Here is a 12,922-nt window from a genome sequence, read left to right as displayed (position 1 = left end):
CGCGGATAATTAAAAGCCGCCGACGCAGCTGATCAATTAGAACTGATGACTCAATAGTGGTTCAGCTCGAAGCCGCATCGCCTTCGCGTTTACGGCGATTGCCCATCCGCACGCCGATATCCATCAAGAATTGGAAGAAACCTTCCTGATCCTCCAGAACACTGCTCCAGAATGGCGAGTGATACAGGGCAACAGCACCGTGCACCAGCGCCCATGCCGCACAGAAATGGAAGTACGGAGGCACATTTTCCAACTTGCCTTCAGATATCCGGCCCTTGATCAACTGAGTCAGCCGCTCAAAGTTAGATGCACGGATCTGATGCAACTGCTCAACCATATCGGGCACTTGGTTGCCCTTAACCACCTTTTCTTCAAGACGATCAAACAGGCGGTAGCGCTGAGGATCACGCATGCGGAATTCAAAATAGGCCCGGGACAATGCCTCCTTGTCACGGTCTACATCTGAAGAATGCAGCAACTCGTTCAGATCACGCTCGTAATCCAGCATAAGGCGCAGATAAATCTCTGCCTTGGACTTGAAGTGCTTATAGATAGTGCCCTTACCGATGCCCACTGCATCAGCAATCATCTCTACAGTCACACTGTCTTCACCCTGCTCCAGGAAAAGCTTGAGTGCTGTATCGAGAATTTCTTGTTCTCGGCGACGAAACTCGCGGACCTTGCGGGGCTCTTTATGCATATAGGGACTAAGGCGTCTGGAAACGAAGTCTCTTATTATGCCTAACTGATAACAAATTGCACGGGCCATACCCAAATGCTTAACACTGAATACGAATTTCCCCAGCAACCGGGACTTCACTACCTCAATCACGCCGCTGTTGCCCCCTGGCCACAGCGAGCAGTGGATGCAGTCACACGCTTCGCCGCGGAAAATGCTCGTATTGGTGCCAAAGACTATGCTAATTGGCTGCAACTGGAGCGCAGCCTGCGTGAACGCCTGCAACGCCTGCTAAATGCCCCATCCCGCAGCGATATCGCACTGGTCAAAAACACTTCCGAAGCCCTCTCTTTTGTTGCCTTTGGCCTGGACTGGCGCGCTGGTGATCAGGTCATCATCAGTAACGAGGAATTCCCCTCCAATCGCATCGTTTGGGAAGCCTTGGCTCCACGCGGCGTTGAGGTTATTCAGGTCAGTCTTCAGGACGGCGATGCCGAAGCCGCCCTCCTCGCCGCCTGCGGGCCACGAACACGCTTAATGGCAATCAGCGCCGTGCAGTACGCAAGCGGATTGCGCCTTGACCTGCCCCGTCTAGGCGCCGGCTGCGATGCCAAAGGCGTGTTGTTGTGTGTTGATGCAATTCAGCAATTGGGCGCCTTCAACCTCGATGTCCAAGCCTGCAACTGTGCGTTTGCCATGGCTGACGGGCACAAGTGGCTATTAGGCCCGGAAGGCCTAGGCGTGTTTTATTGCCGGGAAGACCTCCGTAGCCAATTGAAGCTGCATGAGTACGGCTGGCATATGCTGGAAAACGCCGGTGACTACACCCGTTCTGACTGGCAGCCTGCAAAAAGCGCCCGCCGCTTCGAGTGTGGTAGCCCCAACATGCTCGGTGCCACGGCTCTGGAGGCCAGCCTTTCACTGCTCGAAGAAGTGGGCATGCCAGAGATTGAACGCGCTATTCATGAGCGCGTTCAATGGCTTATTGATGGCTTGGCCAAGCTGCCTAATGCGACCTTCCATAGCGAACTGAGCCAAGAGCGACGCGCCGGGATTCTCACCTTCAGCCTAGACAATTGGCAGCACGCTGAGCTTTTCGACAAGCTGAAACAGCAGCAAATAATCTGCGTTCAACGAGGCGAAGGCATACGCCTCTCGCCTCACTTTTATACCCGAGAGCAGTCGATTGAGGAGACGCTAGAAATAATTCATAGCCTGGCAAACCAATAGGTACAGACCGCGTTGTCAGGTATTCCAAATAGATTTAAGAATTCCGGCGAACGGTCTGGACGATCTCCAATCTTCGCCAATACTGAGATTACTGGTGATCAGCGTCATCCCCCAGACGCTTCATCAGCCAAGGTGTCGTTGACCGCGCACCTTGATTTACTCCTAATGGTCTTGACCCGGACTCATCCCCCAGAGCCCGGGTTTTTTTTGGTTCTTCACGGCTTGCCAAGAAAGCCTATCTGACTCCTGCCAGCGGGAAAAGACGCTTGAAGTTCTCTGTGGTTTGCTCAGCCAGCGCTTCAAAACTCACGCCGCGCAAGACTGCCAGGTATTCAGCCACATCACGGACGTACTCCGGCAAGTTGGGTTTTCCACGGTGAGGCACAGGTGCTAGGTACGGGGAATCCGTTTCCACCAGCAGGCGATCTGCCGGCACTTGGCGAGCTACCTCACGCAAGGCCTCAGCATTGCGGAACGTGACAATGCCGGACAGCGAGATATAAAAACCGATATCCAACGCCGCCTTGGCCATGTCCCAGTCTTCGGTAAAGCAATGCAGCACGCCTGCCTGAGGCAAGGCCGCCTCCCGTAACAACGTCAGCGTATCGGCGCGGGCCTCGCGGGTATGCACAATCACCGGCTTACCCGTAACCTGAGCTGCCTGGAGATGCAGACGAAACGCCTCCTGCTGTAACTCAGCCGCTTCTGGCTCGTAGTGATAATCCAGCCCAGTCTCACCGATAGCGACCACATTGGGGTGGTTCAGCTCAGCCAGCAGCCAATCCAATGCCGGTGCAACACCGGGTTCCAGATCTAGGGGGTGAACCCCTACCGAGCAATCGACATCGGCATAACGCTCAGCCAGCCCTTTAACGGCAGCTGCGTTATCGGCACTGACGCCAATACAGAGAAAATGTCCGACGCCACGCGCACGCGCAGCCTCCAACGCCGTATCGAGAGAGCCGCCGTGGGCAGCCAGATCAAGACGGTCGAGATGACAGTGGGAATCAACCAGCATGGGGAACAATCACTTATGAAAAGGCGCCGCTACGCGACGCCTCGATACCAATCGGAGAACCCTACATGGTGTGCGTAGGTCTATCCGACTTCAGCGCACCGGCCAGGTAAGTTTCAATTTTGTTGCGGGCCGTATTGTCGCCGTCGTTGAACTGCACACCAACACCGGCTGCCCGGTTTCCTTGCGCCCCTTTAGGGGTGATCCAAACAACTTTACCTGCCACAGGAATCTTTTCCGGCTCTTCCATCAGGTTGAGCAGCATGAACACTTCATCACCGAGCTTGTAGCTCTTATTGGTGGGAATAAACAGACCGCCGTTCTTGATGAAAGGCATATAAGCGGCATAGAGCACGGACTTGTCTTTGATTGTCAGCGACAAGATCCCATTTCGCGGGCCCAGGTTAGGAGGCAAACTCATGCGGCATTCCTGTTAATTATTCTCGTGCGTTGGATTCTATCGTGGTCCAGGCAAACTTGCCCACTGCACAAGCAACGCTTCAAGCAGTAAAACCCGGTTAAGGTTGGCTTTATTAATGACCTTTTGACGCTGCGCAAGCAACCAGTCTTGAATCGCCAGAACTTTCGGTTGTGCAGACTTTTCCGCAAGATACTGCACCACTTTACGCATATCAGCTTGGCCTAACCCTTCTTCATCGCGGGTCAACTGGTAACGCAACATCAATTGCGACCACTGGCAAAACCAATCAAATAACAATTGCAGAGACACTGCGTTCCAGCTTTCAGCCAATTGGCTCGGTCCGATCTGGTTTTTCAGCAGTTTCTTGACCCCTTCCACCACCTCAGCGCGTTGAGCAATTACACCCTGCTCGTGCATCTGCACAGCAGCCAGTGGCGAACCGGAGGCGAGAAAAAGCAATTCAGAAATTACATCCACATCACAATCCGGCAACTTCTGTTGTAACCAGCTCTGGCTCTGCTGCAGAGTCGGTAACGGACAAGCCTGCTGCACACAACGACTTTTCACAGTGGGCAGCAAACGGCTGGGCTGGTGGCTAATTAACAACAGGACCGTATTGCCTGAAGGCTCCTCCAGACTTTTGAGCAAAGCATTAGAGGCGTTGATATTCATCGACTCTACCGGCTCGATCAACACAACCTTACGCCCGCCCAGCTGTGCGGTTTGCACCACAAAACTGACCAAATCCCGCACCTGATCAACGCGAATGGCTTTGTCAGCCTCCTCAGGCTCAAGGATGAAGTTATCCGGGTGAGTACCCGCTGCCAGCAAATGGCACGCTTTGCATTGCCCACAGGCATCAAGCCCCGCAGGCTGCTGGCACAACAAGCGGGCCATAAAACGCTCGGCGAGCGCGCGTTTACCAATACCCGCAGGGCCATGCAGCAGATAGGCATGCGCATGCTGGGGGCGCCCAGCCAGTTGTTGCCAGAGCGCCTCCTGCCACGGGAAGGCCTCAGCCACGACGTAGCTCCAACAGCTCAGGCAACAGTGAATCCAAACGCTGCTGCACCTCGTTCAGCGGCTGCGATGCATCCACAATGCGGTATCGCTGCGGGTGCTGCGCAGCCCGTTGCAAATAGGTCTGGCGGACTGCATCAAAAAAAGCCACGCCCTCTTGCTCGAAGCGGTCCAAGCACCCACGCTCAGCAGCGCGGGCCAAGCCGATATCCACTGGCAGGTCAAAAACCAGCGTCATATCCGGGCGCAGTGATCCCTGAACAAAATCCTCAAGCACAGCAATACGCTCGTGGGGCAAACCACGACCACCGCCCTGATAGGCGTAGGTGGCATCGGTGAAGCGGTCACAGAGTACGACACTGCCCCGCGCCAGGGCCGGACGTATCACCTGATCGAGGTGCTGAGCCCGTGCGGCGAACATCAGCAGCAATTCGGTATCGCTGGCCATGACCTCATCGCTGGGAGCCAGCAGAATTTCTCGCACCCTCTCCGCCAAAGGCGTGCCGCCCGGCTCTCGAGTCAGCACTACATCAATCCCCTGCTCGCGCAGACGCGCTGCCAGGTACTCACGATTAGTACTTTTGCCAGCGCCTTCAGGCCCTTCAAGGGTAATAAACAAACCGCTCACACGATGTCCTTACTGTTGTGGGGCCGTTACCGGAGCCGGACTGGAACGGTAATCTGCCCGACGCTTGAGCTGGTACTCGCGAACAGCGCGGTTATGTTGCTCAAGCGTTTCTGAAAATACATGGCTACCGTCGCCACGGGCAACGAAATAAAGGCTCTTGCCAGCCACAGGCTTCAACGCGGCACGAATGGCCTCACGCCCAGCCAAGGCAATTGGCGTCGGCGGCATGCCGTCGATGGTGTAAGTGTTGTAGGGAGTAGGCTCACGCAGATCAGCCCGGGTGATTCTGCCGTTGTAACGCTCGCCCATGCCATAGATAACAGTGGGGTCTGTCTGTAAACGCATGCCCATGCGCAGGCGACGGACAAACACACCTGCAATCTCACCCCGCTCTTGCGCAACGCCCGTTTCCCTTTCGATCATGGAGGCCATGATCAAGGCATCGTAAGGTTCCTTGTACGGTAAATCGTCGTCTCGCTTTTCCCACTCCTCGGCGAGTACTTTCTCCAGACGCGCATTGGCCTTTTTCAGCAAATCAAGGTCGGAGGTACCACGAACAAAGCTGTAGGTATCCGGGAAAAAACGTCCTTCTGGGTGCTGACCTGCCAGCCCCAATTTATTCATAAGCTCATTATCGCTGACACCTGACAGCGTCTGTTCTAGGCGCTGTTCACGAGCCAAGGCTGAGCGAACCTGACGAAAGTTCCAGCCTTCAACCAACGTAATGCTGTATTGAAGAACATCCCCGCGCTGCCACATATTCAGCATGTCACTGACGGTCTGGCCCGGTTTCAATTGATATTCACCGCTGTGCAGCGGCTGGCCAGACAGGTTGAAACGCCAGTACTGGCGTAACCAAAATGCCTTATCGATAATTCCATCTGCTTGGAGACGATTCAGCACACCGCCGGGTGTAGCACCAGCAGGCACTTCAATCACATGTTCAGCGCTCAGGTTGAGCGGTTGATGCAATGCTTCATGTTGCTGCCAGGCTGCAACACCGAGCAGCAAACCTGCCAGCACTACGCTGCCTTCAAGCAGCAGCAAAAGTTTGCGAATCAATTCAGCAATCCAATATGTCTTGAGCAATGGCCTGAAGTTTACGGGTGAGCGGCCCAACCGGCCAGTCATGCGTCAATAGGCCACGCACGGGCCAGACTCCATACAGGCTGTTGCACAACATCACTTCATCCGCTGCCAGCAACTCGTCGTAGCTGACATCCCGGACTTCACAGGTAATACCTTGATCGTGTGCCTGGGCCAACAGCTCAGCGCGCATAACCCCCGCCACACCGCAACGGGACAGATCAGCGGTGACCAGAACGCCGCCGCTCACCAGCAACAGATTGCTGTACACCCCTTCAATCACGCGCCCGGAAACGTCACGCATGAGCCCTTCAGCATGCTCCGCATCCTGCCACTCATCACGAGCCAGTACCTGTTCAAGGCGGTTAAGGTGCTTAAGACCTGCCAGTAGTGGCTGCTCAGCCAGACGGGTAGCACAGGGGAATAACCGCACCCCTTGCTCGGCATGGACTGCCGGGTAGGCTGGACTGGGTGCAGCTTGAAGAATTAAACGAGGCTGGCTCGGATTAGGTGAGGCGTAACCACGCAATCCATCTCCACGGGTCAGGATAAGCTTGGTCACACCATCGCCGACTAGGTGGCTGAACTCCAGCAACTGCCGACGCACGTCCGGCTCATCCAAAGGAATCGCCAGACGCTTACAGCCCTCAACCAAGCGCTGCATATGCCGCTCAAACAGAATGGGCCGACCGGACTTTACGGCGATGGTCTCAAATAACCCATCGCCGTAGGCCAAGCCGCGATCCTTAACGGACAACAGCCCGACTGGTTGGCCATCGACCCAGATCAGCATCAGCCTGCAAACCGGCGGAACACCAGCGAACCGTTGGTACCACCAAAGCCGAAGGAGTTGGACAGCACCACATCAATCGGCATCTGCCGGGCATGATGAGGTACAAAGTCCAGATCACAACCCTCACCTGGGTTATCCATGTTAATGGTTGGCGGCGCCACCTGATCGCGGATTGCGAGAATACTGAAGATAGCCTCAACAGCCCCGGCAGCCCCCAGCAAATGGCCAGTCATCGACTTGGTCGAGCTAACGGCGAGCTTATAGGCGTGATCGCCAAAGACCGACTTAACCGCCGATGCCTCAGCCTTGTCGCCGGCCATGGTCGACGTTCCGTGGGCATTGATGTACTGAACCTGATCAGGGTTCACACCCGCATCGCGCAGAGCCGTCGCCATGCAGCGGGCGGCACCGGCACCATCTTCGGGTGGCGACGTCATATGGTACGCATCACTGCTCATACCAAAGCCGATAAGCTCAGCGTAAATGGTCGCGCCACGGGCCTTGGCATGTTCAAGCTCCTCAAGCACCAGCGCGCCAGAGCCATCTGACAGCACAAAGCCATCGCGATCCTGATCCCACGGACGGCTGGCCCGGGTTGGATCATCATTGCGGGTCGAAAGCGCACGGGCCGCACCAAAACCGCCCATACCCAGACCGCAGGCCGCCATTTCAGCGCCGCCCGCAACCATCACGTCAGCTTCGCCGTAAGCGATATTACGAGCAGCCATGCCGATGCAGTGGGTGCCAGTGGTGCACGCCGTGGCAATAGCATAGTTAGGTCCCTGCAGCCCCAAATGGATCGACAGGAAACCGGAAATCATATTGATGATTGAGCCAGGCACAAAGAACGGCGAGATACGCCGTGGCCCCTGATCAATCAGCGAGCGGCAGTTGTTCTCGATATTGGTCAGACCACCAATACCCGAGCCCATGGCCACACCGATGCGCTCACGGTTGGCATCAGTGATCTCCAGACCAGAATTGCGCACAGCCTGAAAACTGGCCGCTAGGCCGTACTGAATAAACAGGTCGAGCTTTCTGGCCTCTTTCGCCGACAAGTACTCTTCAACATTGAAGCCCTTGATCGAACCACCAAAGCGGGTGGAATAAGCCGAAAGGTCCATGTGTTCGAGGGCCGCGATACCGCTTTGCCCTGCCAAAATGCCCTGCCAGCTGCTCGGTACATCGTTACCCAGTGGCGACAACATGCCCATACCGGTAACTACGACGCGTCTACGCGACACAGCCTTCTCCTTCTCTAGGTTTCACCACTTGATAAGCCGCCTAAAGAAAAGCCGCACTCCCATAACAGGTGTGCGGCTTTTCCTAGCCGAGAGACGACTGATTACGTCTTACGCGTGAGCGGTAACGTAGTCGATCGCTTCTTGAACAGTGGTGATCTTCTCAGCTTGCTCGTCCGGGATCTCGGTCTCGAATTCTTCTTCGAGAGCCATCACCAGCTCAACGGTGTCAAGAGAGTCGGCACCCAGGTCTTCGACGAAGGAAGCGCTGTTGGTTACTTCCTCTTCTTTGACGCCAAGTTGTTCAGCAACGATTTTCTTGACGCGTTCTTCGATGGTGCTCATACCTTGTTTTCACTCCTAGTGGACAAATCCGGGCAGCAGTTATACCGCCAAGTGTATAGAAAGGGTTTTTAGCATTTCAAGCTGAATGCCGGGATACCCCCAAAACACATCAACGATCTGTCTATAAACCTGTTTCACTTTTATAACGGATTTTAGACAGCATCTATGACAGTTTTCTTAAGGCATCCGTCACATTTAGCTCATATACATCCCGCCATTCACAGGGATAGTAGCCCCTGTGACATAAGCTGCACCATCAGAAGCAAGGAAAGCGACCACTTGCGCGATCTCTTCTGCCTGCCCCAAACGGCCCAGCGGAATCTGCGCCTGCAACGCTTCACGCTGCGCTTCAGGCAGTTCACGGGTCATATCTGTATCGATAAAGCCCGGAGCAACTGAGTTAACAGTGATCGAGCGCGACCCGACTTCACGAGCCAGAGCACGGCTGAAACCTTCCAGCCCTGCTTTAGCTGCTGCATAGTTTACTTGGCCTGCGTTGCCCATGGCACCCACTACAGAGCCAATATTGATAATCCGACCCCAGCGTGCCTTAGTCATCCCGCGCAGAACACCTTTGGACAAACGGTAGAGGCTGTTGAGGTTGGTGTCGATCACATCGAACCACTCGTCGTCCTTCATACGCATCATCAGGTTATCGCGGGTAATACCTGCGTTATTGACCAGAATAGCAGGTGCACCGAACTGTTCGGTAATGGCAGCCAATACCGCTGCTACAGATTCGTCACTGGTGACGTTGAGTTCGAGCCCCAGCCCCTGAATGCCGTTGGCCTTGAGGTTTTCTGCAATACGCTCCGCGCCGGACGCAGAAGTTGCTGTACCGACCACGATAGCCCCCTGACGACCCAACTCCAGAGCAATAGCCTGGCCAATGCCACGGCTAGCGCCCGTTACTAGGGCTACTTTACCTTGCAGGCTCATAAAACATTCTCCTCAAATCAGTTCAGGGCGGCACCGGCGGCAGCAAATGCGTCCGGGGTGTCCAAATTGTAAGTATTAATGCCTTTAACGCAGCGTTTGTTCAGGCCACTCAGCACTTTGCCCGGACCACACTCAACGAGATCAGTCACACCTTTTTCGGACAGGCAAACGATGGATTCAACCCAACGAACCGGGCTGTACAGCTGTGCCAGCAGATCGCGTTTGAGACCATCAAGATCCGTTACGGCAGCTGCACTGACGTTCTGCACCAGCGCAATTTCCGGTTTTTTCCAGTCAATAGCCGCTACAGCCTCAGCAAAACGCTCAGCAGCCGGGCGCATCAGTTCACAGTGTGACGGCACACTTACTGGCAGAGGCATAGCACGCTTGGCACCGCGCGCCTTACACGCTTCGATCGCACGCTCAACCGCAGCAGCCGCACCGGCGATAACCACCTGCCCCGGCGCATTGAAATTCACGGCGCTAACCACATCACCCTGAGCCGCTTCGGCACAGGCAGCCAGTACATCAGCATCTTCCAGGCCGAGAATCGCGGCCATACCGCCCTGCCCGGCCGGAACGGCTTGTTGCATGAGTTTGCCACGGTGCTCAACCAGTTTGGCTGCATCAGCCAGAGAAAGGCTGCCAGCCGCCACTAGGGCCGAGTATTCACCCAGACTGTGACCGGCGACAAAAGCCGGACGAACCGCGCTCTCTGCCTGCCATGCACGCCACAATGCCACGGAGGCAGTAAGGATTGCAGGCTGAGTCTTATCAGTCTGATTCAGTTGCTCCTCAGGACCCTGCTGAGTCAGAGCCCACAGGTCATAGCCCAGAGCTTCGGAAGCTTCTGCAAAGGCTTCAAGGATCAGAGGGCGCTGAGCGCCGTGCTCGGAGAGCATACCCAGAGACTGCGAGCCCTGACCTGGAAAGACGAATGCAAGAGATGCGGACATGGAAGCGTGTTCCTAATATTCGTGTTCTTCAGTGATACGCACAGGCAAGCGCCGCACGCAATAAACTGTCAGTTTGATGACTGGCCATGTGAAGCAGTCACATTCTAAAGCAGTTGATCCCCTAAGTGACCGTACAGTCGCTTAGGCAAATCCTCCTCAATCTCCCGCAAAGCTCGGCGAATGGCGCTCTTAAAACCCTCCGGCCCTGCAGATCCATGGCTTTTAACGACAATCCCCTGCAAACCAAGAAAACTGGCTCCATTGTGCTCCGCCGGCGCCAGTTCAACTTGTAGCCGCTTTAGGAGCGGCATAGCCAGAATACCAATGGCCTTCGCAAGCAGGCTGGATGTAAACACCTGCTCAACACGCTCCGAGATCATCGAGGCGAGACCTTCACTGGACTTCAGCAGGATGTTGCCGACAAATCCGTCACATACGACAACATCAGCCTCACCCCGGTATAAACCATCGCCTTCAATAAAGCCGATGTAGTTCAACCCTTTAGTCTGCTGCAGAAGATTTGCGGCCAGTTTGACCTGCTGATTGCCTTTTATATCCTCAGTACCCACGTTTAGCAGCGCCACTCGCGCCTGAGGCTTACCTAACACTTCAGCGGCTACAGCCCCCATCACCGCGAACTGCTGCAAATGCTCAGCACCACAATCGACATTTGCCCCCAGATCAAGCAAATGGCAAAAACCTGTTCGCGTTGGAATAGCCGTGACCATGGCAGGTCTATCAATACCCGGCAGGGTTTTGAGTACATGCCGCGACAACGCCATCAAAGCCCCGGTATTCCCAGAGCTAACACACGCCTGCACAGCCCCATCACGCAAAAGCTCAAGCCCAACGCGCATGGAGGAATCTGCCTTGTTACGCAATGCCTGGGCCGGACGCTCATCCATAGCAATCACTTCAGCCGCATGCACAACACGCAGACGAGAACGATCGACACTGGGATAGCCAGCAACCAGGGATTCAATCAAAGAGGATTGGCCAACGAGGACCAGGTGCAGCGAGGGGAATTCAGCCAAGCAGGAAATGCAGGCCGGAACAATGCTGTGGGGACCGAAGTCCCCACCCATTGCATCAATCGCAATGATCGAGGCGGACAAGGATTACTCGTCAGCGCCCTTGTCGATCACTTTGCGACCACGGTAAACGCCTTCTGGCGATACGTGGTGACGCAGGTGTACTTCGCCAGTGGTTTTCTCAACCGACAGAGCGTTTGCTTCGAGAGCATCGTGGGAACGACGCATGTCGCGAGCGGATCGGGATTTTTTGTTCTGCTGAACAGCCATAACTAATTAACTCCTAAACGTTTGGGTCACGCTTTAACTGTGCCAATACACTGAACGGGTTGGACCGCGCTACCTCGTCCTCGCTCAACTCGGGCTCTTCGAGGCCGGCCGGCTGCTGGCAATCTTTAGGGTCATGAGCCGGGACAATGGGTAAAGCGAGCAAAAGCTCATCCTCAACCAACGCCAGCAGATCCAATGGGTCTTCACCCAACTCAATCACGTCATAGCCCTGAGGCACTGACTGGGTATTGGCACCCTCCCTCACCACAGCGTAATCACACTCACTGCGAATCGGTAAAGTGACCTGCTCCAGACAACGCTGGCAAACCATTTTAACTTCAACCTCAAGCTCACTGTGGAAAACCACAGCATTGCGCTCGTCGCGCTCGAACGAAAACTTCGTGCGCACCATGCCTTGGTTATCGGCAAGCGGGCCGCAGAGGCGCTCTAAATCAGCAAGCGGCATCTCACCATCGAGGGTGGTGCTGCGATCTGCTAACTTTCGCGGATCAACGTGAGGTGGAATCGGGCCATTTGACATAGGCGGCGCATTCTAGGGATGCAACCCGCTGCTGTCAAAGGAATTCAGCCTGTGCAGTGACTAAACCGACAGTTAGAATCACCAGACCACTATTTAACCACTCAAGGAAACTGCCGTGCTGCCTTTAGTTCTGGCCTCCAGCTCCCCTTATCGCCGCGAACTGCTGGGCCGCCTGCGCCTTCCCTTTGCCTGGCAAGCCCCCGACATAGATGAGTCTCGCCACGCCGACGAACCTGCACACGCCCTGGTTCGTCGCCTATCACTGGAGAAAGCCAGCGCACTTCGCCAGGAATACCCGCAACACTTGATAATCGGCTCCGATCAAGTCGCGGTGTTAGGCGAAGAAATCCTTGGAAAACCCCACACATTTGAACGCGCCATGCAGCAATTAAAAGCAGCAAGTGGCAACAGCGTGACCTTCCTGACCGGACTAACCCTGCTCAACAGTCAAACAGGGGAACATCAGACCGATTGCATTCCATTCACCGTCCACTTCCGTGAACTCAGCGACGAACAAATCGCCCGCTATCTTGAGGCTGAGCAACCCTACGACTGCGCAGGAAGCTTTAAATCTGAAGGCCTGGGCATCAGCCTATTCCGCAGCACCGAGGGCTCTGATAGCAATAGCCTGATAGGACTGCCACTAATTCGACTGGTGGACATGCTACTGGCCAACAAAATTCAAATCCCATAAGCAAAAGACCCGGCTAAAACCGGGTCTTTTTTT

At 55.2% G+C, this 12,922-nt stretch carries 16 protein-coding genes; 2 read left to right on the top strand and 14 right to left on the bottom strand.

From position 1 onward, the window contains the following. Positions 1-61 precede the first annotated feature (61 nt). Positions 62-700 carry a TetR/AcrR family transcriptional regulator gene (locus tag WG219_08145; protein ID WXL27413.1) on the bottom strand — a complete coding sequence of 213 codons (639 nt, stop codon included), beginning with the start codon at positions 698-700 and terminating at the stop codon, positions 62-64. A 75-nt stretch (positions 701-775) separates the two neighbouring features. Here WG219_08145 and WG219_08140 point away from each other — a divergent pair, with 75 nt between their 5' ends. Further along, positions 776-1,909 (top strand): aminotransferase class V-fold PLP-dependent enzyme, encoded by a 1,134-nt coding sequence (locus WG219_08140; GenBank protein ID WXL27412.1) that lies wholly within the window; start codon positions 776-778, stop codon positions 1,907-1,909. A gap of 235 nt (positions 1,910-2,144) precedes the next feature. Here WG219_08140 and WG219_08135 read toward each other — a convergent pair whose 3' ends face one another. The 13 genes from WG219_08135 to WG219_08075 form a co-directional block, all read right to left on the bottom strand. Next, positions 2,145-2,927: a TatD family hydrolase gene (locus tag WG219_08135; protein ID WXL27411.1), complete on the bottom strand. Its 783-nt coding sequence runs from the start codon at positions 2,925-2,927 to the stop codon at positions 2,145-2,147. 61 nt (positions 2,928-2,988) lie between these two features. After that, positions 2,989-3,345, bottom strand: a complete 357-nt coding sequence (locus WG219_08130; protein WXL27410.1) for a PilZ domain-containing protein — start codon at positions 3,343-3,345, stop codon at positions 2,989-2,991. 36 nt (positions 3,346-3,381) lie between these two features. After that, positions 3,382-4,368 (bottom strand): DNA polymerase III subunit delta', encoded by a 987-nt coding sequence (locus tag WG219_08125; protein WXL27409.1) that lies wholly within the window; start codon positions 4,366-4,368, stop codon positions 3,382-3,384. Further along, on the bottom strand, positions 4,361-4,993 hold the full coding sequence (gene tmk / locus WG219_08120) for a dTMP kinase (GenBank protein ID WXL27408.1): 633 nt from the start codon (positions 4,991-4,993) through the stop codon (positions 4,361-4,363). The genes WG219_08125 and tmk overlap by 8 nt, the downstream gene beginning before the upstream one ends. Positions 4,994-5,002: 9 nt before the next feature. Beyond that, complete coding sequence (gene mltG / locus WG219_08115; GenBank protein WXL27407.1) at positions 5,003-6,055, bottom strand: endolytic transglycosylase MltG; 1,053 nt, start codon at positions 6,053-6,055, stop codon at positions 5,003-5,005. Between the two features lies 1 nt (position 6,056). Further along, positions 6,057-6,872 carry an aminodeoxychorismate lyase gene (pabC, locus tag WG219_08110; GenBank protein ID WXL27406.1) on the bottom strand — a complete coding sequence of 272 codons (816 nt, stop codon included), beginning with the start codon at positions 6,870-6,872 and terminating at the stop codon, positions 6,057-6,059. Further along, positions 6,872-8,116 (bottom strand): beta-ketoacyl-ACP synthase II, encoded by a 1,245-nt coding sequence (gene fabF, locus WG219_08105; protein ID WXL27405.1) that lies wholly within the window; start codon positions 8,114-8,116, stop codon positions 6,872-6,874. The genes pabC and fabF overlap by 1 nt, the downstream gene beginning before the upstream one ends. Positions 8,117-8,224: 108 nt before the next feature. After that, on the bottom strand, positions 8,225-8,458 hold the full coding sequence (acpP, locus tag WG219_08100) for an acyl carrier protein (protein WXL27404.1): 234 nt from the start codon (positions 8,456-8,458) through the stop codon (positions 8,225-8,227). A 195-nt stretch (positions 8,459-8,653) separates the two neighbouring features. Beyond that, entirely contained in the window at positions 8,654-9,397 is a 744-nt protein-coding gene (gene fabG, locus WG219_08095; GenBank protein ID WXL27403.1) for a 3-oxoacyl-ACP reductase FabG, read from the bottom strand. 17 nt (positions 9,398-9,414) lie between these two features. Next, positions 9,415-10,353, bottom strand: coding sequence for an ACP S-malonyltransferase (gene fabD / locus WG219_08090; GenBank protein ID WXL27402.1), 939 nt, complete (start codon positions 10,351-10,353; stop codon positions 9,415-9,417). A gap of 104 nt (positions 10,354-10,457) precedes the next feature. Next, the gene (gene plsX, locus WG219_08085) at positions 10,458-11,468 is read right to left on the bottom strand and encodes a phosphate acyltransferase PlsX (GenBank protein WXL27401.1); all 1,011 of its coding nucleotides are present in this window, start codon (positions 11,466-11,468) and stop codon (positions 10,458-10,460) included. A 3-nt stretch (positions 11,469-11,471) separates the two neighbouring features. Next, the gene (gene rpmF / locus WG219_08080; GenBank protein WXL27400.1) at positions 11,472-11,654 is read right to left on the bottom strand and encodes a 50S ribosomal protein L32; all 183 of its coding nucleotides are present in this window, start codon (positions 11,652-11,654) and stop codon (positions 11,472-11,474) included. 13 nt (positions 11,655-11,667) lie between these two features. Continuing rightward, complete coding sequence (locus WG219_08075) at positions 11,668-12,195, bottom strand: YceD family protein (protein ID WXL27399.1); 528 nt, start codon at positions 12,193-12,195, stop codon at positions 11,668-11,670. 118 nt (positions 12,196-12,313) lie between these two features. On the opposite strand from WG219_08075, the gene WG219_08070 reads away from it, so the two are divergent. After that, entirely contained in the window at positions 12,314-12,889 is a 576-nt protein-coding gene (locus WG219_08070) for a Maf family protein (GenBank protein WXL27968.1), read from the top strand. Positions 12,890-12,922 lie beyond the last annotated feature (33 nt).

It is taken from the genome of Pseudomonas mendocina (assembly GCA_037482215.1).
GTDB classification, from domain to species: domain Bacteria; phylum Pseudomonadota; class Gammaproteobacteria; order Pseudomonadales; family Pseudomonadaceae; genus Aquipseudomonas; species Aquipseudomonas mendocina_E.
This window is presented reverse-complemented; position numbering and strand designations above follow the sequence as displayed.